Below are 20,128 nucleotides of genomic sequence, written 5' to 3' on the forward strand. Positions count from 1 at the left end.
TGCAATAATATCATAAACTAATTAATAAATACCATGAAGACGACAATTCGAAAAACCCTGTGGCTGCTCCTGATTGCTGGAGTGTTCACTTCCTGTTCCAAAAATGACGGCGGCGAAGACACCGGCCCCGATAACGAACTGTCTGGCGACTTATTGCTGATCGAGCAAACGAAAAACGGACAAACGATCTCCAAATTTGAATATGACGAGCGAAACCGTGCAACGATCCATCACCTAATGGACGAAACCAGCGGCGACCTGCATACTGTTACATTCACCTACGATGACCGGAATCGGCTCATTGCGGCAGACAGAATGACTGACGAAGTGTATTTAAGCGAATCGTATACCTACGAAGATGATGATAAACCGGTGGCGGGAGTCTGGACATTCCCCGACTCCGACGGTAGCGATGTAGTAGTTCCCGTACAATACACCTACACCGAGAATACCGTTGCCGAAACAGTTTTTCACGAAGGGGCAGCACAAACGTCCACGTACACTTTTGATACGAAAGGTAACCTGGCAACTGTCCTGATTGGGGCAGCCCTTCAGGAATACGGCGATTATGACGACAAGAAAAGCACGCATACCAATTACCCCTGGGCCTGGAAAATCAGCTACGCAAATAATCCCCGGTCTGTGAAGATAGCCGGTATGGTGGACCAAATCTGGGAATACACCTACAACGACGCCGGCTATCCAGTAAGCGCCAAGGTTTACAACCGGGGATCCGACGAGGTGGCCGAAACCCACGAATACCGCTACAAGAAGGCGAACTGAATCCGAATCATACACAATGTTCATCAAAATGAGAAACAAAATGAATAAATCAATCATCGTGCTGTTTTCAGCAATCGCAATAGTCGCCTTTGTGGCTACCGTTGCTCAAGCACAACCCTTTCAAAAAGGAACAACCGCAGGTAATGTCGGCATCGGCTTAGGTACAGCGCTGGGCGGGCTCGGAAAGGCCCGCCCTGCTATTAGCGTTTCGGTAGATCATGGTCTTTGGGATATCGGTGGGCCCGGAGTAATCAGCCTGGGTGGCTACATTGGCAATACGGGTTACAAATACACCGATTTGGGTTATACCGCAAAATGGAATTATATCATTGTCGGCGCACGGGGTGCCTATCATTATAATGGTTTCACCGAGCTGCCCAACCTGGACGTGTATGGCGGGGCCATGTTGGGTTACAACATCGTCAAGTACAAGACCGAAGGAGGCGGCGCTGATCTTTCCAATAATTACGGTAGCGGTGTCGGTCTTTCCGGATTCCTGGGCGGACGCTGGCTCTTTACCGAAAACCTCGGGGCATACGCCGAACTGGGATATGGTGTTTCGGTACTGGCAGTAGGATTGACTTTTAAATTCTGAACGGCAGATGGTTGCACACCCGCTGTGGCAGGCGAAAAAAAAGGCGTCCCGACATATGTCGGGACACCTTTCGTGATTTACAAACTAAACTATATTCGGTTAAAATGGCAAATCATCATCTTTCCCATCTTCGGCGGAAATGTCAACCGTGGGAGGAGGCGTAAATGATTGCGAATTAGAGGCAGACTGCGCACCTCCGGCTACCGGTTCAGAAGTCACTTTGGCAACCCGCCAAGCCACCAATGAATTGAAATAGCTCGTCACACCATCCCGGTTCGTCCAAGGGCGTCCACGCAGATTGAATGAAACCTCCACCTCGTCACCCACGCTCAAATTATCGAATAATGTGGTCCGATCCTGTGTGGCCTCGAAACGAATATATTCAACAAACTGGGGGTTCTCCGCATACTGCACAATCAAATCCCGTTTCTTAAATGTGTCGGTAACTTGTTGTACATCACCAATTTCGTGCACTTTTCCTCGTATTTCCATTACTTGCTTTTTTTATCAAAACCTACACTAGCAAATCACTTGGACAGGTTCTGACGTTCCGTTAGTTAACAAATTACATGTTCTTAATGAAAGGGTAAAATTACGTAATTTTTACTTACGATAATACCTACCTTTGCCAAAATATTATGGAAGTTTTCAACACCCCCAGCAAAATCATCGTTACCTGCAACAGACGCCTTTCTCCTTATTTACAGGGCGAGATACGGCGATTGGGATTCGACATCAAACGCGGCTTCGCCACGGGCGTAGAATTGATGGCAACTGTCAATGACTGCATCCGGCTCAATCTCAATCTGCACTGTGCCAGTCAGATACTTTACTCGTTGGACACGTTTTCAGCCAGCAATCCAAATGAGCTTTATGACCGGCTACTAACCCTTCCCTGGGAAAATTTAATTGCATTTAACGGTTATGTTTCCGTAACATCCAACGTCAATAACCCGACGATTTCCACTCCCCTATTTGCTAACCTGAAGGTAAAAGACGCCATTGCGGATCGCATTAAAAGCAAAAAAGGGTTACGCCCAGATAGTGGCCCCGATTTACATAAAACAGTCGTACATCTTTATTGGCAGGACAATCAAGCGGAGATCTTTCTCGATACCTCGGGCGAAACGCTCGCTAAACATGGCTATCGCAAGCATCCCGGTAAAGCACCCATGCTGGAAGCATTGGCCGCCGGTGTGGTGTATGCTACCGCGTGGGATGGGCAATCCACTTTTGTCAATCCCATGTGCGGGTCTGGCACATTGGCTATTGAGGCCGCGCTGATTGCTACGAACCGAAAACCCGGCCTTTTTCGTATGAACTATGCGTTCATGCACATTCTGGGATACGACGAACAGGTCTTCTTTGCTGAACGGCGAAAGCTTAAAGAACAGGTGAATAAAAAGACACAAGCAAAAATCATCGCCACCGACCTATCTCAAGAAGCGGTCGACATTGCCCGGATGAACGCCAAAACCGCGGGTGTAGACCCGCTGATTGACTTTCATGTCTGCGATTTTGCGGATACGCCCCTACCTGATGGCCCGGGGGCGGTCGTATTCAATCCCGAATACGGCGAGCGCTTGGGCATACACACTAAACTCGAAGCCACCTACGCGCGGATAGGCGATTTCTTGAAACAACAATGTGCGGGTAAACGCGGCTATGTATTTACGGGCAATCCCGATTTGGCAAAGAAAATCGGCCTTCATACATCCCGTCGGATTGAATTTTACAATGGCAAACTGGACTGTCGCTTATTGGAATACGAAATTTACGCAGGGAGCCGTCGAACAAAAAATGAAAATCCCTCCGATGCAAATCTACATTGAGCAGACAGCTGATTTCGTACGCCAACGACTCGCAAATGCCGAAGCCGGGCACGATTGGTGGCATATCTTCCGTGTTTGGAATAACGTAAAAACCCTGTTGCAGCATACGCAGGCCGATCGGTTAACCTGTGAATTGGCCGCACTATTACACGATATCGCCGACAGCAAATTCCATGGGGGTGATGAAACCCTGGGACCTCGGATTGCCGGCGAATTTCTGAAGAGCATCGAAGTGGATGTACCCGTGGTTAACCATGTGCAGGACATCATTGCCAACCTATCGTATAAGGCTGGTTTAGGTCGGGTAACCTTTCATTCCAAAGAGCTGGAAATTGTCCAGGATGCAGATCGTTTGGATGCCATCGGTGCCATCGGCATCGCACGGGCATTCCATTACGGTGGGTTTAAAAACCGGACGTTATATGACCCGGCTATAAAGCCAACTATCCATCAGGATAAAGAAACTTACAAAAACAGCACCGCCCCCACGATTAACCATTTTTACGAGAAACTTCTCTTACTAAAAGATAAGATGAATACCGATGCGGCCAAACGGATCGCCCAGGAAAGACATCAGTTTATGCAGCAGTATCTCGAGCAGTTTTATCGGGAATGGGAAGGTAACTAAAACCCGCCCATTACCATTTGCAAACATTCACGCGTAACCCGTTGATTGTATTCGTCGGTCATGCTTTTATGATTGATGAGATCTACGATGGTCCCTATCCAGCAGAATCCGATGGTCAGGAAATAGATTATCCCCATCGCCACTTGATTGAGCACAAACCGCTGAATGCCGGCAAATCCGAGGAATCCCAACAGGGTAAATAAAAGAATATCCTGCGTATTTTTCCGCTTGCCACTATAGAGAAACACAAAATTCTTCATCTGTTCTTCATTCAGCGATGCCGTTGCATGCTGAAGATACATTAGCTCTTCGGGAGAAATTCCCGGAATACCCATTAATATATTACGGTTGCTCATGATAATAAGGTGTTGTCCAATGATTGTATGTGAGTTTTGATAGCCTATAAATCCGATGTATTATTATAAAAAATGTGGGGATACCCAACCAATGCATGGCAAACGAAGCCCCAATTTCACCTTGCATGAGAAGCGCGATCGAACGGCCCAGTCCACACCCCGGACACCAGTCCAGCCCCATGTTTTCCAACGGGCACAACGTAAAATGGTGATTGTGCGGATCAGAAAAATAAAGCAGAATCAACGCCATCAGCCAGCACATCCATTCAATTGGCAATTTTTGAAATAATTGCTTGCTTTGCATCGTTATGTACTAAGATGTTTCATCAAAGATAAAGTTACAATAGTTTTCCAATTTATCACCGTACTGATTTTATTGACTTAACAAAATGATTACCTTTAGCCCATCATACGCTAACACGACTGTGTTTACTTGGCAAAAAATAGAGCTATAAACGTTATTCACGAATGGAAACTGTAACCCGTATTTTTCTGACTTTAATTGTTTGCGCCATGTGGCATGTATCAGCTGCCCAGTTTAACCAAAATCAAGCCATCGCACACCGTGGGGCATGGAAGGTGGATAATCATCCGCAAAATTCGATTGCTTCCCTACAACGTGCCGTAGCATTGGGCTGCGCAGGTTCAGAGTTTGATGTGCACCTTACCAAGGATGACGTATTGGTTGTCAATCATGACAATGACTTTTATGGAATCGATATTGCCACTGCCACCTATTCAGAATTGCTGGCAAAAAAACACCCTAATGGCGAATCGATTCCAACCGCAGAAGCTTACCTGCGGGAAGGGATGAAACAGCACAAGACCAAACTCATTTATGAACTCAAAACCTCAAAACTTGGCAAGGAACGTACGCTGTATTCGGCCGATCTGGCCGTGCAATTAGTCCATAAGCTGAGAGCTGAGGAATGGGTAGAATACATCGCTTTCGATTACGATGCCTGCAAACGCATTGTCGAACTTGACCCCAGTGCAAAGGTATACTACCTCAATGGAGACAAAACGCCGGCGGAAGCCAAAAAAGACAAATTATATGGCCTGGACTACCATTTCAAAGTATATAAAAACAATCCAACCTGGATACGCGAAGCCCACGACCTGGGGCTTGTCGTTAATGCCTGGACGGTAAATACCCGGGAAGAAATGACAAACCTACTGGGCCAAAATGTTGAATTCATTACTACAGACGAACCTGCGTTGCTGCTGGACGTCATCCATAGCACCAAATAATGATCGAATGAAAGGCTTTCTGAGCACCCTCTTTTTTCTTTTTATCTGTGCAGCATTCAGTTTTGCGCAGCAATTTACCGTAGCAACCTATAATATCCGGTATGACGCCTCAGGCGATGTAGGCAATCTCTGGAAAGACAGGTACCCACACCTTGTACAATTGATCCGGTTTCACGGCTTTGATATATTTGGCACCCAGGAAGGTCTCAAGCACCAATTGGAAGACATCAAGAACAACTTGCCAGGCTATACCTACATTGGTGTAGGCCGGGATGATGGAAAAAATGGTGGCGAACATGCAGCAATATTTTATAACGTCGCTAAATTTGACGTGATAAAGCAAGGCAATTTCTGGCTTGCTGAAAACACAAAAACCCCGAATAAGGGATGGGATGCAGCGCTGCCCCGAATCTGCACATGGGGCCTTTTCAAAGCGAAAGAAACCGGTTTCGAGTTCTTCCTTTTTAACACACATTTCGACCACATAGGCGTGGAAGCCCGTAAGCAAAGTGCCGAACTGATTGTCAGAAAGGCCCACGAGTTGGGCAACGGTATCCCGATGATCATCACCGGCGATTTCAATGTAGATCAACGGAACGAGAGTTACCATGTACTCAACGATGGCGGTGAGGTAACCGATGCCTACGAGTTATCGCCCTTGAAATATGCACCTACTAGCACCTACAACGGTTTTGACATCCGCAAGACGGGCGACAGTCGTATTGATCACATCTTCTTATCGAAACCGTTCAGTGTGATCAGATACGGTATCCTGACAGACAGCTATCAAGGCAAAACACCTTCCGATCATTTTCCGGTGATGGCAGAGGTACATGTCCCCTGATACTTGTATATAACACGCAAGTTACCTATGTTTGGGTGAGATTCAATTTAGTATAAAATTGTGATTCCTATGAACCGTTTACTACTATTGCTTCCGGTAGCCTCCTGCCTATTATTGTTTAGCCAATGTGATACGTTGAGCCAAATGACCACCACCAGTAGAACAACCGGTGGGCAGACCTCATCCACAGCATCGCCCAATTCGATCAGTTCAAGCGAAGCTGCTTCTGGCATTAAACAGGCACTGAGTCAAGGATTGGATCGCAGCATCAACTCACTGGCTGTTCAGAACGGCTTTTTAGGCAACGCTGCCGTCAAGATCCTAATGCCACCCGAAGCACAAAAGGTGGAAAGCGCCCTTCGCGGAATTGGCTTGGGCTCACTGTGCGACAACCTAATCCAAAGCCTCAACCGTGCGGCCGAAAGTGCGGTGAGCGAGGCGGCTCCCGTTTTCGTATCAGCACTTTCGCAATTAACCGTTCGCGACGCTACTAACATTTTGCTGAGCGGCCAGCCGGATGCAGCGACAGACTTTTTCAAACGGACGACAACAGCCGAACTGACCAAACGATTCAGCCCAATTGTAGAGGGCGCACTTGGCAAGCATAACGTCGCTCAATATTGGAGTGCTGTAGTAGGCCGCTATAACCAGATTCCTTTGGTAAATGAAAAGATAGAAACCGATTTAAACAAATACGTAACCCAAAAAGCCATTGATGGCTTGTTTTACCAGGTCGCAGCGGAAGAGCTTAAAATCCGCAATAACCTGGGCGGTACCCGCACGACACCACTGTTGCAAAAAGTATTTGGTTACGCTGACAAGCAGAAAAAATAGCGGCTGGGCATGAAGAATTTCTTAATTCCTGTGGATTTCTCAGATGTATCGTATACGGCGGCGCAGTACGCGTTGGATATGGCGGCACATCTTCAAGCGGAAAAGGTAGTCTTTTATCATTCTTACGCCCACCGACCGGCTGATGGTTACGATGAACATACGGGATACCAGCACACTACGCTGAGGCATCTGGAAAAGATGGCATCCAGGCTACATATTCCCGCCCCCTTATCTGTTAGACAATTCATTTTTTTGGCTGATGACCAGTCCGTAAAATCCGGTGTAGAAGCTATTGTAGCTCAATACGCGGTATCATTAATCGTAATGGGCATCGCTGGATTGTCTGATATCGAGAATACGCTGATTGGCCGCAACACGATGGCCGTAGCGGAATCCGGAGTTGCGCCGCTGCTCATCGTGCCCCGCAATCATCTATTCAGACCGGTAAACAAAGTGGTTTACGCCACCGATCTGAAGAACGTGGAACATGTAACCCCGGCTGCAAGTATCATCCGCTTGGCCAGCCAACTGGAAGCGGAAACATACATCGTGCATGTAGACCCCGCGACGCAGGGCCAGACGCCTGAAAAAATTCTGGGCAAGCAGGCAATTCTTAGCATGCTGGAATCGCTTCATCCGGTATTTGAAGTTGTTAGCGAACCGGTTGACAAGGCAGCGGGGATTTTCGACTATGTAAAGAAATACGGTATTGACTTGATACTCATGGCTTCCCGAAACTATGGCTTTTTCGAACGACTTTTCCACAGCAGCGTAAGCAAGAAACTGCTGAACATTGCCGATGTGCCTGTGGTATTACTAAAGAATAAGCCGGTGGCGTGAAAGCAAGAAGATGGTTGAGACGTATACTCCACCAATTTTCTATTAATCAACTACTTCCAGCGTTTCAAAGTGGAGGTTGACCAACCGACTCAAACTCCGTTCAAATTGTGCTAGACGATCGTACATTACATTGAGAGCGTATTGATCGGAATAATAACGAGAACTATAACGGAACTCATTTAGCGCTTCCGATAGTTGTACAACCAATTCTCGTTCCTCACTGACATCCAAACAGAAACACGTCCGAACGAGTGGAGAAATGCTTTCAGTTAGTCGAATCAAATACATCAAATTTAAACTGTTTTCGGGGCAATAACTCCAAAAAGCATATAGCCAACCTAAACAAAGCTGTTCGATAGCTTGAGCAATAACCACCGCTGTGCATTCACTATACCTATCTCCCAGATGATCAATAGCCATTGACATCAATCCATTTGCATTTCGTAAATGATCCCCCCAAATAAATCTACGATGCTTGACTTCAATAGGTACTGACACCAATTCCCTCACTAAGACTTCGTCTTCTTCTACCCATCTCTCTGCAGTATTCGCCAAAAAATGAAAAAACACTTCTCTTTCCTTCAACTTCCTATTGAATGTCTCCAGTCTGAAATACAGCGCCACAATCTCCAACTCTTCCCCCAACACCTCATTTATCTGGTGCTGCTTGTGCAACGCTTGATCCGGCTGTTCCTTGGTCAGGATAGCAAGATAATACCGATGGTAAGCTATTTCCCGATTGCCCCGTATTACGAGGTTCACCGACCGCTCTTCCCGCGATTGGCACGCAAAACAAAACACATGGGTGGGCAAAAAATATTGACGGATAGCTGATAGGATTCGCTCACGATGGTCGTCGGAGTTGGGTATTTTGCTCTCTGTTGATTCGCTGTCTACCGCTTGCCGGTTATCTGCGTCCTTGGTTGCCAAGGCTTCTTCTTCAACTTGCCGCCGTTGGATTTCATCGAGCAGATCTCGGTTAAACGCGGTCAGGTACGCAAGCAATTCCTTTCCTTTATTGGCAGCTATGGTTAAATCTTCTTTCGACATGGAGAAATCATGGTCGTACCGCGCCGAACTATAGGACTCATCAAGTTTACCCATAATGCTCAACTCGTGTTGCTTTTCAAAAAGCACCCCCAATTCCGGACAGAACGGCGCAATGTATTCCTGGTGGTTACGCAGGGAATGACTGATTTTCTCCTTGCCCATCACGAGGTTTTCTGCCGCACGGTAACCCTGCTCGATCACTTGATGAAGCATGAAAGCCGCTTGACCATAATTCTCTTTATTAACATAAAACGAATACCCTTCTGCAAATGCGTCGATTTTGGATACTTCTTTAGCGAAGTGTGCTTTTGCTTGCCTGCACCACGCACCATAATCCACTTCGGGCAATTGAATCCGTGTGTGTACCTCGGGGTGTTCAAAAATCAGCTTATCGGGTTGACAGATCAGCGTAGCACGCATGTTACCCTGTTTGATCTTGCGATTCACTTCATCAGGAAAGGCAACATGGCAGCGGTATGCCGGTTTCTCGGATACAGCCAAGTTGCAAAGCGCCCGCGCCGAGACAATCCCCTGGCCTACGGAATTGCGCAGTAAAATGTACAACTGGTTGACCCGCCTTCCCTGAATGGTATATGGATGCAGGTAAATCTGATCAATCAGCAAGTTAACGGTGATACGCTGGACGATGAGTCGCAGCACGGGGTCTGAACGGAATGTAGGGTTCATTGGGTCTCGGTTGGTTGGTTTTGTTCTTCGGTTCTTTCATCCGATGGCAACTCGCCTGTTGCCTCCGGTGCATTTCCCAATGCCACGGGTTCATCGGCACCTTCCTCGTCCGCGTCTCCGTCCTTCGCGTCAACTGAATAAGCAGTCAAATAAGACGGCATTTGTACCGAAAGTCCTCCGTTATCGTAAATATGGTAAAGCGCCTGTGCAAGCCGGAGCAGCAGCTCCCGGATGGCAACAATCCGGTCGCCAAACCGTTCATCACCCCAGCCCGTTTGGTCTGCCAAATACATCATCATATCGTCTAAGGTTTCGTACCATCCAAGCAATGATTGATAGGAAAAAAACTTACTCAATGTATCGGCGGGATTCACTTTTCCATCAAAAGTAACATCACCGTCGAGTACGAAAGCCCAATAATCCTTCTTAGTTTTAAAGAATTCCAGTGGCTTGACGTGTTTCTTCAGGCGACATTGCTTGTAAATAACATAAGCCACCTCCACCTGTTCAATAAGCTGCCTGCAATGAAATCCGCTTTCAGATAACGCCGGACAAGCCATATCCGAACATACAGCATGGTTTACGATGAGGTTGATGTCACGAAGCCAGTAGTTAATCCTTGTTTGACTGCCGAAGAAATCATTCAAATAGATCATTGGGTTTTTGATGACTCGTTTGATTACATACCGAAAATTTTCAGCCTTTAGTTTCTTTTGCTTAAATTTCATGCCGTTAAGATTTATAGAAGATAGTTCAGAAATAATTATTTCTGATAAATCAAAAATAAGAACTATTTTTCTTCAAAACAAATTATATGAAGATTATTTTTAGCAATGAGTTCAGTATTGAAGAGAATTAAAGAAATCGCAGAAGAGGAGGGTATCAGTGTCACAGCCTTGGAGGCAGTAATAGGTGCCAGTAAAGGGGTATTTTCAAGGGCTTTAGCAAACAGCACGGACATCCAAAGTAAGTGGCTGGTCAAACTAACCGAAAATTATCCCCAATATTCGACTGAGTGGCTCCTGAGAGGAGAAGGGGAAATGCGAAAAGGCGCCATTTTGAAGGAGCATCCCGACAATTACCTGCCCGAGGAAACTCCAAAACTGACCAACGAATTTATCCAAACACTGAAACAGGTGATTACCACCCAAGAAACGACCATCCGCTCACAGGAAGTTACCATCGAGACACTGAAACAACGGATAACAGCATTGGAACAAAAAAGATAAAATGACCATGAGCGATTTGATCATAAACACCCTAACTAACTCCGGCGTCGAAGAGCGCTTCCTGCGTTATGTGCAGGTCGACACACAATCGGATCCATCATCGTCAACTTATCCATCTACCGAAAAACAGAAAAACCTCGGCCGGATATTGGTCGATGAACTGCTGGCATTAGGCATTGACGATGCGCACCTTGACGAATATGGTTACGTGTATGCAACCATCCCTGCCAACAGCAACACGCCCGTACCGGTAATTTGCTTCTGTTCACATATGGATACATCGCCTGATTGTTCCGGCACCGGCGTAAAACCTGTTGTCCATCGGAATTATCAGGGTGGGGATATTACGCTGCCAGACGACTCTTCCGTCGTCATCAAACCCAGCGAGCATCCTGACCTCCGGAATCAAGTTGGTAACGATCTAATCACGGCGAGTGGCACCACACTTTTGGGTGCCGACGATAAAGCTGGTGTTGCAGAAATCATGACCGCAGCACAGTTACTGATGACGTATCCTGAGATCAAACACGGTACCCTCAAAATTCTCTTTACACCTGACGAAGAAATTGGCCGTGGAGTCGATAAGGTGGATTTAACCAAACTGGGTGCCGACTTCGCCTACACCCTCGATGGTGAAACCGCTGGTTCCATCGAAGATGAAACCTTTTCAGCGGATGGCGTAACTGTCCTGATCAACGGCGTCAGTGTTCACCCCGGATTCGCCAAAGGTAAGCTCCAAAGTGCTATCAAGATCGCGTCGGAAATCATCCATACGTTACCCAAAGATCGACTCTCGCCGGAAAGTACCAACAGCCGCGAAGGTTTTGTGCATCCGGTATCCATCAACGGTGGCGTAGAACAGGCGACCCTTGAATTCATCGTGCGGGACTTTGTAGACAACCAGCTGGAAACCCATGAACGGGAATTGGAAAACATCGTGAAAACGGTCGTCGCCAAATATCCCGGTTGCAGTTACCGGTTTAGCGTAAAAGAACAATACCGAAACATGAAACAGGTGCTGGACAAGCACCTACAGATCATGGAGATTGGATTGGAAGCTATCCGGCGCGCCGGAATGCAGCCACTCAGACGAAGTATACGCGGCGGCACCGACGGTTCCAGACTTTCCTTCATGGGGCTCCCCTGCCCCAATGTCTTTGCAGGCGGCCATGCCTTCCACGGCAGGCAGGAATGGGTATCGGTACAGGATATGGAAAAGGCCGTCCGGACAATATTGCATATCGCCGCACTGTGGGAAGAACATGCGTAACTAAATTCAATCATGCAAAACACAACTTACGAATCCATAAAACAAGTAATCAAGCAACGGCGTGCAGTATTTCCGCCCAGCTATACGGGGCAAGAAATACCTAAATCCCTGTTGATCGAATTGCTGGAATGTGCCAATACTGCGCCGACACATAAACTTACACAACCCTGGCGGTTTATTGTTTTCAGGGAAAACGGCCTCGCGAAGTTGGCAAACCAGCTTGCCGAACAATACAAAACATACACTCCCTCCGAGCAATTCCTGCAAAAAAAGTATGAAAATACCCGGGAAAAGGTACTTCAGTCAGGTGCAGTTATCGCCATTTCCGTATTTTATAGCGATGCCCTGCCTCGATGGGAAGAGCTGGCGGCCACGGCCTGCGCCGTGCAAAATCTGTGGCTTGCTGCTGCTGCAGCGGGAATAGGTGGATATTGGAGCAGTCCAGGTACCGTCAAGTATATGGGCGATTTTCTGACCTTAGCTGCCAACGAGGAGTGTTTAGGCTTCTTTTACATGGGATATCACGACGAGCCAGCCCGTGAAGCCAGCCGAAAATCAATCTTGGAAAAAATACGATGGGAAGAATGAATGGTTATAATAGCCAATTAGATCAACGCTGTGTTAATTACCATTAAACGTCCAAAAAGTACCACTCTTCTCCACCGCATAACCGTACCTTTGCACCATGGAAACCACCCAAGAGATCAGTGAATTCAAAGCAGCACTTCATGCGAAATGTCCGCGTTGCCGGACAGGAGCCTTGTTTACTGGGAGAGCGTACGGCTTGAAGGCGCAGAAAATGAACGAATACTGCCCGCATTGCCAGCTGAAATTCGAACAGCGGCCGGGGCATTTCTATGTATCCATGTTTGTAAGCTATGCACTCAGCGTGGCAGAAATGGTTATTGCTTGTTTGGCAACTTATCTCATTACAAAAATTGACGACTCATTTTGGCTATATCTAACCGTTGCAATCTCTGCGGCCCTGTTATTCGCTCCTTTTAATTATCGGTATTCGCGCGTCATTCTCCTATTTTGGTTGACACCGGGCTTTCATTATCAGCCTGAAACTGCCAAAGGCCAATCGACAGATCGATAAAAAGCGGTATCGGTCGCATGCCGTGCCACTTATTATTCAAATGACAGGGCTATTTTGCCCTTTTTACCTTTCCATACAGGCCCTTCCTCCAAAAACCGCTTCGCCTCGGTTATTAGGAGCGTGTCAGCCTTACCGATCGCTTGAATCGCATACGGCTTTCCCGCAGGATCGATTTTAAAAGCTAACACGATTTGCCCCTTGATTGCGGGTATTTCCTTAATTTCAGAAAGATATGCATTGAACTGCTGCCAACCATCGTTTGGCATTGCATCGAACTCCCTTTCATCTCCGGCGGCCTGGGCATGCACCTGTACTACAGGAGCCAACTCCACTTTCACCTCCTTCTCCGTCACTTTGGGCTGAAGGTGATGGTTACGCATCCACAATAACACCAACACCAACACCATAAGTACACAAGCGGTAGCGGCCACGCCCAAACGTTGCCACCCAAAGAAAAACGCATCGCGTTCTTTCGCCTGATCCGCAATGCGTGCAGCGAGTCGTTGTTGCAGCAGGCTCAGCCGACGATGGCTCACCTCCTGCTGCATCCTGTACCCGTCAATGGCATCCTGTAACAACGGATCATCCAGCGCTTCGCGCTCAAGCCGATACATCTCATCGTCATTTAATTCGCCATTGAGATACTGTTGAATACGGATAATATGGTAATTATTGTTCATCCCTACTTTTTTCCATGCAAATTTTCAAATTGCGCTTACCGTTCTGAATATAACTTTTCACTTGGCCAAGGTCGTATCCCGTTTGTTCGGCAACATCTTTATAACACTTTTGCTCCATATAAAATAAGGTGATGCATCTCCGCTGTTCGTCACTGAGTGTTTCCAAACACGACTCCATCAACACGAGCCGCTCTTCCGGAATTTGCTCCCCTTCATCTTGTTGATGCAGAAAAACATCACTTTCCACAACATGTTCTTCGATATCGACCGTGGTAACCCGATTAGCTTTGCGCAACTCCATGAGGCAATGATTACGGGCCAGTGTATATAACCAACTTTTGAAGTTATTTACTTCATGAACGCGCAATTTCGAAATCAACGATTCGAAAATCTGCATGACTGCATCCTCACTTTTCGCTTCGTCTTTATAATATTTGAGGCACAGTCCGTAAATTAACGGCATATAAGGTTCATACAGCTTACCCAATAGCTGCAGGTCTCCCGTTTTCCGGTATTCTGCCAAAAGATGTTGTTCGTTAAACACGAATGTCTTATTTATGAAATCACGATGCCGGCCTACTTCCAAACTTAGACAAATTGTCTGTTATCCCCAAAAATTGGATGCACAATAAGCATGGTTTCCATAAACAAAAAAGCCGGAACGGTATTTACCGTCCCAGCTTGCCATCACGTGTTTGTGAATTATTGGTTAAAAACACCAGCCATTTGCTTCTATTAGTATTTTTGCTACCCGTTGCCGGGCTTCCTTGATATTATAGGGTTCAGTTTTCGTAAAGCGGCGCAACCCCACCAACATCATTTTCAGTTCGTCACCTTCGGCAAATGAAAGAAGAGCTTCCTTACCCGCCAGGTAAACCTTGTCGACCGTAGTATACAGGTAAATCCGCGCCATATCCAAGGGTCCCTGTATACGAATTGCGTCCTGTTTGCTGGCTAGCTTTTCCACACGCAATAGGACAGATTCAGCGAGGTAGACATAGCCGATGATATCGGCTATGTTCATCAATATTTCTTGTTCCTTTTGCAGGGTCGTCATCAACTTCTGAACGGCTGCTCCTGCCACCAGTAACCCGACTTTCTTCAGGTTTGCAATCAACTTCCTTTCATATGCAAATGGCGTCTCATCTATCTCGCCGAAATCCGGAATCGCCATCAATTCTCCTGCCACGGCTTGTGCCGGTCCCATCAGATCAAGTTCGCCTTTGAGTGCGCGTTTGAGCAGCATGTCAACAATTAGCAGCCTGTTCACCTCGTTGGTACCCTCGAAAATACGGTTGATACGCGAGTCGCGGTACGCACGTTCCATCGGTGCATCGGCCGAGTAGCCCATTCCTCCGTAGATCTGTACCCCTTCATCAACGACATAATCCAGCATTTCCGAACCCCAAACCTTCAGGATGGCACATTCGATGGCAAACTGCTCGGTCGCTTTCAGTTTCGCCCTGGTGGCATCCATTCCGCCCGCCACAAGGGCTTCGTACGCGTCATCAATATTTTGTCCAGCGCGATAAGCCGCACTTTCTACGGCAAAGTTTCGTGCGGCCATTTCAGCCAACTTGTAGCGTATGGCACCGAATTTGGAAATCGCCAGTCCGAACTGCACACGTTCATTCGCATAGTTGACAGCCTGGTTGATTACACGGCGCGAAGAGCCGATGGTAGCCGCACCTAATTTGATACGCCCCACATTCAGGATGTTCACCGCAATCTTAAATCCGTTCTCGCGTTCGGAAAGCATATTCTCGACAGGCACAGGGCAATCGTTGAAAAACACCTGCCGCGTAGAGGACCCTTTTATACCCAGTTTATGTTCTTCGGGATTCATGGTAATGCCACCAAATCCCCGTTCTATGATAAAAGCCGTGTGATTCTTGTCGTCATCGATCTTCGCGAACACGATAAACACGTCGGCAAAACCTCCGTTAGTGATCCACATTTTCTGACCGTTGATGAGGTAGTGCGTACCTTCAGCGTTCAGTTTCGCGCTCGTCCGTCCCGAGTTCGCATCCGATCCAGCATTGGGTTCGGTCAGGCAATAGGCAGCCTTCCACTCGCCCGTCGCCAGCTTGGGGATGTATTTATCCTTTTGTGCATCGTTGCCATAATACAAAATGGGCAACGTGCCGATGCCGGTGTGCGCCGAAAGTGCCACCGCGAATGAATAACCAGCACCGATGACATCGGCCACCAGCATGGAGGTGTTAAAATTTTTACCAAAGCCTCCATATTGCTCAGGCACTGAAACTCCCAGCAACCCCAGTTCGCCCGCTTTATCAAGCAGGTTTTGCATCAGCCCCTCCTCCTGCGCATCAATGCGGTCCAGGTTCGGAAAGACCTCCGCTTCCAGAAAATCTTGGCAGGTTTGCCGGATCATTACCTGTTCCTCGTCAAACTCTTCCGGAATAAACACCTCCTCAAAAGACGTTTCCCGAATGACAAACTCACCGCCCTTTATTGCCGATTTCTTAATCGTTTCCATCATACTCGGTTATTCGGTTATAAAATTTCAAAAATCCCTGCAGCACCCTGCCCGGTTCCTACACACATGGTTACCATCCCATACCGTTGATTTCGCCGCTTTAGTTCATGAAACAATTGCACCGACAATTTTGCCCCGGTACAACCCAATGGATGGCCCAAGGCAATCGCGCCGCCGTTTACGTTCACTATATCGGGATTGATACCCAATTCGCGAATAACCGTCAACGATTGTGAGGCAAATGCTTCATTTAACTCGATGAGGTCAATATCGTTCAATTTCATCTCTGCTCGTTTCAAGGCTTTGGGAATGGCTTCGATCGGTCCGATCCCCATGATGCGCGGCGGTACCCCGGCCACACCATAGTTAACCAAACGGGCAATGGGCGGCACATTCAACTCCTTCAGCTTCCGTTCGGAAACAACCAATACAAATGCGGCCCCATCCGACGTCTGCGAGGAATTGCCTGCGGTAACCGAGCCGCCGGCAGCAAAGACTGGTTTCAGTTTAGCTAATGCTTCCAAGCTAGTATCTGGCCGGGGGCCTTCGTCGGTATCCACAACATATTCACGGGTCTTTATTTTCTTGCCCGCATCGAGGTAGTTTTCCCTAACCGTAATAGGCAATATGCCCGCTGTAAGATGACCATTTTTGGTTGCCGTCACGGCCTTCTGGTGGGATTTCAGTGAAAATGCATCCTGATCCTCCCGACTGACCTTATATTCTTTCGCCACTGCCTCTGCCGTCAAGCCCATATTCCAATACCAATCGGGATGTCGTTTGGCCACATCCGGGTTGGGCACCAGTTTCCAACCGCCCATGGGCATTCCCGACATCACCTCCACCCCACCCGCAACAATGACATCCGCCATACCCGCTTTAATCTTGGCCACCGCCGTAGCGATTGTCTCCAAACCAGACGCACAATACCGATTTACCGTCACTCCAGGCACTTTCTCAGTATCCAACCCCATCAGCGAGATAAGCCGGCCGATATTAAGTCCCTGCTCCGCTTCGGGTGTCGCATTGCCTACAATCACATCGTCAATTTGTTCCGTATCAAGGTTCGGTACGGAAGCCACGAGGTGTCTGATCACGTCCGACGCCAAATCATCCGCCCGGGTGAAACGAAAAACGCCTCGCGGAGCTTTACCTACTGCCGTTCTATATCCTGCAATTATATACGCTTCCATGATATTAATTTCGTAAGGGTTTACCCGTAGTTAACATGTGTTGGATTCGTTCCAATGTCTTACGCTCACCGCACAGCGAGAGGAATGCTTCCCGTTCCAAATCAAGCAGGTACTGCTCGGAGACCTCCGTGGGCGACGATAAATCTCCACCGCATAGCACCCAGCCGAGTTTTTCGGAAATCTTTTGGTCGTGTTCGGAGATGTAATTTCCCGATCGCATAGAATTAGCCCCCACATAGACGATGCCCAGTCCCTGCTTGCCGAGCACTTTGATATCGGTACGCGGTACCGGTTGGGTATACCCCGCTTCGGCTAGTTCGATAGCCTTCGCCTTCGCATCCGCCAGCAGACGGCTTCGGTTCATACTGACCGCGTACTTACCTGCCTGTAAATAGCCCAATTCGAAGGCCTCCACTGCCGAGGTAGATACTTTGGCCTGTCCGATGGTGAGGAAACGGTCGCGCAGCACCTGCTGCTCAATTTGCCCTTCTTTCATTTCATCCGATGCCCGCAGTGCAAACTCTTTCGAGCCACCACCACCGGGGATCACGCCAACACCGAACTCAACCAACCCCATATAGGTCTCGGCATGGAGCTGCACAAAATCGGCATGCATGGAAAACTCACACCCTCCGCCCAAGGTCAGCGCAAACGGCGCTGCCACCACCGGAATGGATGAATACCGCAGCCGCATGGACGTATTTTGGAATGTCTTCACCGCCATGTTCAGCTCGTCGTAATCCTGCTCCACCGCCATCATGAAGATCATGCCGATATTGGCCCCTGCCGAAAAGTTGGCGCCGTCATTGGCAATGACCAGGCCGCGGAAATCGGTTTCTGCCACATCGATCGCTTTATGCAAACCCTGGATAACATCGCCCCCGATGGTATTCATCTTCGTATGAAACTCCGCATTAAGGATGCCATCACCCAGATCGGTCACCGTAATACCGCTGTTTTTCCAAACGGTCTTCTGTCCGTGTATGTTACTCAGGATAATGAAAGCTTCCGCGCCTGGGATTGGTTTGTACGATTTACTACGTATATCGTAGTAATGCCGGATGCCATTTTCCACCCGGTAGAAAGAATCGTTCCCTGCATCGAGCATCTCGCGGACCCAATCGGCCACTTCGCCGCTGTAACCGGGTATCCGCTTCTCCTCAGCCTTGATTTTATCCAGCGTCTCCTTTACACCCAATGCATCCCATACCTCAAACGGACCCAGTTCCCAACCGAAGCCTGCGCGCATGGCATCATCAATACGGAAAAACTCGTCCGTGATTTCCGGTACGCGTCGCGATACGTATTCAAACAGGGGATAATGCATGGCACGAAAAAATGCCCCCGCTTTATCTGTCCCCTCCTCATATACCTTCATCCGTCTGCGGATGTCCTCAACCGGCTTGGTGGCTTCCAGCGTTGCTGACTTCACCTTTTCCTGCTTCCGGTATTCCAATGTGTTCAGGTCGAGTGCCAGAATCTCGCTATTGCCTTTATCGTCCTTTATCTTTTTATAGAACCCCTGCCCGCTCTTTTCACCCAGCCATTTTTTATCGACCATCTGCCGGATATAGGATGGCAATTGAAATACGCCCGCCGCTTCATCGTCTTTGGCGTTTTCTGCCAACCCGTTAGCCACATTAACCAGGGTATCCAGCCCCACGACATCCGCGGTGCGGAACGTGGCCGACTTGGGATGCCCCATTGCAGGACCGGTGAATTTATCGACTTCTTCGACCGTCAGACCGAGCTGGTCGACCAAATGAGTTAAGGCCAACATGGAATACACCCCTACGCGGTTGCCTATGAAAGCCGGGGTGTCTTTACAGAGCACCGTGGTTTTGCCAAGGAATTTATCACCATAGTGCAGCAGGAAATCCACAACCTCCGGTTTGGTATCGGGCGTAGGGATAATTTCAAGTAACCGGAGATAACGGGGCGGATTAAAGAAGTGTGTGCCACAGAAATGCGCTTTGAAGTCATCGCTTCGCCCCGCTGCCATTAAGTGAATGGGAATACCCGAGGTGTTTGAGGTGACCAGCGTTCCTGCCTTGCGATGCTGCTCTACTTGGTCAAATACCTGTTTTTTGATATCCAACCGCTCCACCACCACTTCGATTACCCAATCGGCGGATTCGATGGCCGCCATATCATCTTCGAAATTACCTGTGGTAATCAACCTCAACGTATGTTTACTGAACACAGGTGATGGATTGGTTTTGACAGCCGCTTCGAGCGATTGGTTGACAATTCGATTACGTACGGACTTGCTTTCAAGCGTCAGGCCCTTGGCCTCTTCCTGTGGCGTCAGTTCCCTGGGAACGATATCAAGCAGCAATACCTCAACGCCGATGTTCGCAAAATGGCAGGCGATGCGCGAGCCCATTACCCCGGAGCCCAATACGGCTACTTTCGTGATACGCCTTTTATCTAGTGTCTCATGTCTCATGTCTAAAG

22 protein-coding genes are annotated in these 20,128 nt (G+C 48.0%); 12 read left to right on the forward strand and 10 right to left on the reverse strand.

Annotation, left to right across the window (positions count from 1 at the left end; genetic code table 11):
• The first annotated feature begins 33 nt into the window (after window positions 1–33).
• A complete protein-coding gene (locus tag BMZ56_RS15015; protein ID WP_090628098.1) occupies window positions 34–783 on the forward strand; it encodes a hypothetical protein in 750 nt (249 codons plus the stop codon).
• A gap of 40 nt (window positions 784–823) precedes the next feature.
• Window positions 824–1,378, forward strand: coding sequence for a hypothetical protein (locus tag BMZ56_RS15020; protein WP_143072934.1), 555 nt, complete (start codon window positions 824–826; stop codon window positions 1,376–1,378).
• 99 nt (window positions 1,379–1,477) lie between these two features.
• Here the strand turns inward: BMZ56_RS15020 and BMZ56_RS15025 are convergent, their stop codons facing one another.
• On the reverse strand, window positions 1,478–1,870 hold the full coding sequence (locus BMZ56_RS15025) for a DUF3127 domain-containing protein (protein WP_090628101.1): 393 nt from the start codon (window positions 1,868–1,870) through the stop codon (window positions 1,478–1,480).
• Between the two features lie 146 nt (window positions 1,871–2,016).
• Here BMZ56_RS15025 and BMZ56_RS15030 point away from each other — a divergent pair, with 146 nt between their 5' ends.
• Both BMZ56_RS15030 and BMZ56_RS15035 read left to right on the forward strand, forming a co-directional pair.
• Window positions 2,017–3,210: a THUMP domain-containing class I SAM-dependent RNA methyltransferase gene (locus BMZ56_RS15030; RefSeq protein ID WP_090628102.1), complete on the forward strand. Its 1,194-nt coding sequence runs from the start codon at window positions 2,017–2,019 to the stop codon at window positions 3,208–3,210.
• Window positions 3,194–3,838: an HD domain-containing protein gene (locus BMZ56_RS15035; RefSeq protein WP_090628442.1), complete on the forward strand. Its 645-nt coding sequence runs from the start codon at window positions 3,194–3,196 to the stop codon at window positions 3,836–3,838. Before BMZ56_RS15030 ends, BMZ56_RS15035 begins: the two co-directional genes overlap by 17 nt.
• On the opposite strand, the gene BMZ56_RS15040 is transcribed toward BMZ56_RS15035, so the two are convergent.
• Window positions 3,835–4,194 (reverse strand): TM2 domain-containing protein, encoded by a 360-nt coding sequence (locus BMZ56_RS15040; RefSeq protein ID WP_090628104.1) that lies wholly within the window; start codon window positions 4,192–4,194, stop codon window positions 3,835–3,837. The two genes, BMZ56_RS15035 and BMZ56_RS15040, sit on opposite strands and share 4 nt — an antisense overlap.
• Window positions 4,181–4,498, reverse strand: coding sequence for a DUF2752 domain-containing protein (locus BMZ56_RS15045; RefSeq protein WP_090628105.1), 318 nt, complete (start codon window positions 4,496–4,498; stop codon window positions 4,181–4,183). Before BMZ56_RS15045 ends, BMZ56_RS15040 begins: the two co-directional genes overlap by 14 nt.
• A gap of 164 nt (window positions 4,499–4,662) precedes the next feature.
• Between BMZ56_RS15045 and BMZ56_RS15050 the strand changes: the two genes are divergently transcribed.
• The 4 genes from BMZ56_RS15050 to BMZ56_RS15065 all read left to right on the forward strand — a co-directional run bounded on the left by BMZ56_RS15050 (window position 4,663) and on the right by BMZ56_RS15065 (window position 7,963).
• Window positions 4,663–5,445, forward strand: coding sequence for a glycerophosphodiester phosphodiesterase (locus BMZ56_RS15050; protein ID WP_090628107.1), 783 nt, complete (start codon window positions 4,663–4,665; stop codon window positions 5,443–5,445).
• A gap of 7 nt (window positions 5,446–5,452) precedes the next feature.
• Complete coding sequence (locus BMZ56_RS15055; RefSeq protein WP_090628108.1) at window positions 5,453–6,289, forward strand: endonuclease/exonuclease/phosphatase family protein; 837 nt, start codon at window positions 5,453–5,455, stop codon at window positions 6,287–6,289.
• A gap of 69 nt (window positions 6,290–6,358) precedes the next feature.
• Window positions 6,359–7,123: a DUF4197 domain-containing protein gene (locus tag BMZ56_RS15060; RefSeq protein WP_090628110.1), complete on the forward strand. Its 765-nt coding sequence runs from the start codon at window positions 6,359–6,361 to the stop codon at window positions 7,121–7,123.
• A 9-nt stretch (window positions 7,124–7,132) separates the two neighbouring features.
• Window positions 7,133–7,963: a universal stress protein gene (locus BMZ56_RS15065; protein WP_090628111.1), complete on the forward strand. Its 831-nt coding sequence runs from the start codon at window positions 7,133–7,135 to the stop codon at window positions 7,961–7,963.
• Between the two features lie 42 nt (window positions 7,964–8,005).
• On the opposite strand, the gene BMZ56_RS15070 is transcribed toward BMZ56_RS15065, so the two are convergent.
• Together BMZ56_RS15070 and BMZ56_RS15075 are read right to left on the reverse strand one after the other, a co-directional pair.
• Entirely contained in the window at window positions 8,006–9,700 is a 1,695-nt protein-coding gene (locus BMZ56_RS15070; RefSeq protein ID WP_104443719.1) for a hypothetical protein, read from the reverse strand.
• Window positions 9,697–10,428 (reverse strand): hypothetical protein, encoded by a 732-nt coding sequence (locus BMZ56_RS15075; protein WP_090628115.1) that lies wholly within the window; start codon window positions 10,426–10,428, stop codon window positions 9,697–9,699. The genes BMZ56_RS15070 and BMZ56_RS15075 overlap by 4 nt, the downstream gene beginning before the upstream one ends.
• A gap of 117 nt (window positions 10,429–10,545) precedes the next feature.
• Here BMZ56_RS15075 and BMZ56_RS15080 point away from each other — a divergent pair, with 117 nt between their 5' ends.
• The 4 genes from BMZ56_RS15080 (at window position 10,546) to BMZ56_RS15095 (ending at window position 13,298) form a co-directional block, all read left to right on the forward strand.
• On the forward strand, window positions 10,546–10,929 hold the full coding sequence (locus tag BMZ56_RS15080; RefSeq protein ID WP_143072935.1) for a hypothetical protein: 384 nt from the start codon (window positions 10,546–10,548) through the stop codon (window positions 10,927–10,929).
• 7 nt (window positions 10,930–10,936) lie between these two features.
• Window positions 10,937–12,199 (forward strand): peptidase T, encoded by a 1,263-nt coding sequence (pepT, locus tag BMZ56_RS15085; protein ID WP_090628443.1) that lies wholly within the window; start codon window positions 10,937–10,939, stop codon window positions 12,197–12,199.
• 12 nt (window positions 12,200–12,211) lie between these two features.
• Window positions 12,212–12,787 carry a nitroreductase family protein gene (locus BMZ56_RS15090; RefSeq protein WP_090628118.1) on the forward strand — a complete coding sequence of 192 codons (576 nt, stop codon included), beginning with the start codon at window positions 12,212–12,214 and terminating at the stop codon, window positions 12,785–12,787.
• 97 nt (window positions 12,788–12,884) lie between these two features.
• Window positions 12,885–13,298, forward strand: a complete 414-nt coding sequence (locus BMZ56_RS15095; RefSeq protein WP_090628119.1) for a DUF983 domain-containing protein — start codon at window positions 12,885–12,887, stop codon at window positions 13,296–13,298.
• 32 nt (window positions 13,299–13,330) lie between these two features.
• On the opposite strand, the gene BMZ56_RS15100 is transcribed toward BMZ56_RS15095, so the two are convergent.
• The 5 genes from BMZ56_RS15100 to BMZ56_RS15120 form a co-directional block, all read right to left on the reverse strand.
• Complete coding sequence (locus BMZ56_RS15100) at window positions 13,331–13,978, reverse strand: hypothetical protein (protein ID WP_090628121.1); 648 nt, start codon at window positions 13,976–13,978, stop codon at window positions 13,331–13,333.
• On the reverse strand, window positions 13,968–14,522 hold the full coding sequence (locus BMZ56_RS15105; RefSeq protein WP_245893252.1) for an RNA polymerase sigma factor: 555 nt from the start codon (window positions 14,520–14,522) through the stop codon (window positions 13,968–13,970). The genes BMZ56_RS15100 and BMZ56_RS15105 overlap by 11 nt, the downstream gene beginning before the upstream one ends.
• 165 nt (window positions 14,523–14,687) lie before the next feature.
• Window positions 14,688–16,478: an acyl-CoA dehydrogenase FadE gene (locus tag BMZ56_RS15110; RefSeq protein ID WP_090628446.1), complete on the reverse strand. Its 1,791-nt coding sequence runs from the start codon at window positions 16,476–16,478 to the stop codon at window positions 14,688–14,690.
• 17 nt (window positions 16,479–16,495) lie between these two features.
• A complete protein-coding gene (locus BMZ56_RS15115; RefSeq protein WP_090628122.1) occupies window positions 16,496–17,671 on the reverse strand; it encodes an acetyl-CoA C-acyltransferase in 1,176 nt (391 codons plus the stop codon).
• Window positions 17,672–17,675: 4 nt separating this feature from the next.
• Window positions 17,676–20,120, reverse strand: a complete 2,445-nt coding sequence (locus BMZ56_RS15120) for a 3-hydroxyacyl-CoA dehydrogenase/enoyl-CoA hydratase family protein (protein ID WP_090628124.1) — start codon at window positions 20,118–20,120, stop codon at window positions 17,676–17,678.
• Window positions 20,121–20,128 lie beyond the last annotated feature (8 nt).

The sequence above is a fragment of the Parapedobacter indicus genome (genome assembly GCF_900113765.1).
GTDB classification, from domain to species: domain Bacteria; phylum Bacteroidota; class Bacteroidia; order Sphingobacteriales; family Sphingobacteriaceae; genus Parapedobacter; species Parapedobacter indicus.

Excerpts from the sequence above, each read along its gene's own strand:
- BMZ56_RS15015 (WP_090628098.1), top strand. The coding sequence starts at position 34 with ATGAAGACGACAATTCGAAAAACCCTGTGGCTGCTCCTGATTGCTGGA.
- BMZ56_RS15020 (WP_143072934.1), top strand. The coding sequence starts at position 824 with ATGAATAAATCAATCATCGTGCTGTTTTCAGCAATCGCAATAGTCGCC.
- BMZ56_RS15025 (WP_090628101.1), bottom strand. The coding sequence starts at position 1,870 with ATGGAAATACGAGGAAAAGTGCACGAAATTGGTGATGTACAACAAGTT.
- BMZ56_RS15030 (WP_090628102.1), top strand. The coding sequence starts at position 2,017 with ATGGAAGTTTTCAACACCCCCAGCAAAATCATCGTTACCTGCAACAGA.
- BMZ56_RS15035 (WP_090628442.1), top strand. The coding sequence starts at position 3,194 with ATGCAAATCTACATTGAGCAGACAGCTGATTTCGTACGCCAACGACTC.
- BMZ56_RS15040 (WP_090628104.1), bottom strand. The coding sequence starts at position 4,194 with ATGAGCAACCGTAATATATTAATGGGTATTCCGGGAATTTCTCCCGAA.
- BMZ56_RS15045 (WP_090628105.1), bottom strand. The coding sequence starts at position 4,498 with ATGCAAAGCAAGCAATTATTTCAAAAATTGCCAATTGAATGGATGTGC.
- BMZ56_RS15050 (WP_090628107.1), top strand. The coding sequence starts at position 4,663 with ATGGAAACTGTAACCCGTATTTTTCTGACTTTAATTGTTTGCGCCATG.
- BMZ56_RS15055 (WP_090628108.1), top strand. The coding sequence starts at position 5,453 with ATGAAAGGCTTTCTGAGCACCCTCTTTTTTCTTTTTATCTGTGCAGCA.
- BMZ56_RS15060 (WP_090628110.1), top strand. The coding sequence starts at position 6,359 with ATGAACCGTTTACTACTATTGCTTCCGGTAGCCTCCTGCCTATTATTG.
- BMZ56_RS15065 (WP_090628111.1), top strand. The coding sequence starts at position 7,133 with ATGAAGAATTTCTTAATTCCTGTGGATTTCTCAGATGTATCGTATACG.
- BMZ56_RS15070 (WP_104443719.1), bottom strand. The coding sequence starts at position 9,700 with ATGAACCCTACATTCCGTTCAGACCCCGTGCTGCGACTCATCGTCCAG.
- BMZ56_RS15075 (WP_090628115.1), bottom strand. The coding sequence starts at position 10,428 with ATGAAATTTAAGCAAAAGAAACTAAAGGCTGAAAATTTTCGGTATGTA.
- pepT (WP_090628443.1), top strand. The coding sequence starts at position 10,937 with ATGAGCGATTTGATCATAAACACCCTAACTAACTCCGGCGTCGAAGAG.
- BMZ56_RS15090 (WP_090628118.1), top strand. The coding sequence starts at position 12,212 with ATGCAAAACACAACTTACGAATCCATAAAACAAGTAATCAAGCAACGG.
- BMZ56_RS15095 (WP_090628119.1), top strand. The coding sequence starts at position 12,885 with ATGGAAACCACCCAAGAGATCAGTGAATTCAAAGCAGCACTTCATGCG.
- BMZ56_RS15100 (WP_090628121.1), bottom strand. The coding sequence starts at position 13,978 with ATGAACAATAATTACCATATTATCCGTATTCAACAGTATCTCAATGGC.
- BMZ56_RS15110 (WP_090628446.1), bottom strand. The coding sequence starts at position 16,478 with ATGGAAACGATTAAGAAATCGGCAATAAAGGGCGGTGAGTTTGTCATT.
- BMZ56_RS15115 (WP_090628122.1), bottom strand. The coding sequence starts at position 17,671 with ATGGAAGCGTATATAATTGCAGGATATAGAACGGCAGTAGGTAAAGCT.
- BMZ56_RS15120 (WP_090628124.1), bottom strand. The coding sequence starts at position 20,120 with ATGAGACATGAGACACTAGATAAAAGGCGTATCACGAAAGTAGCCGTA.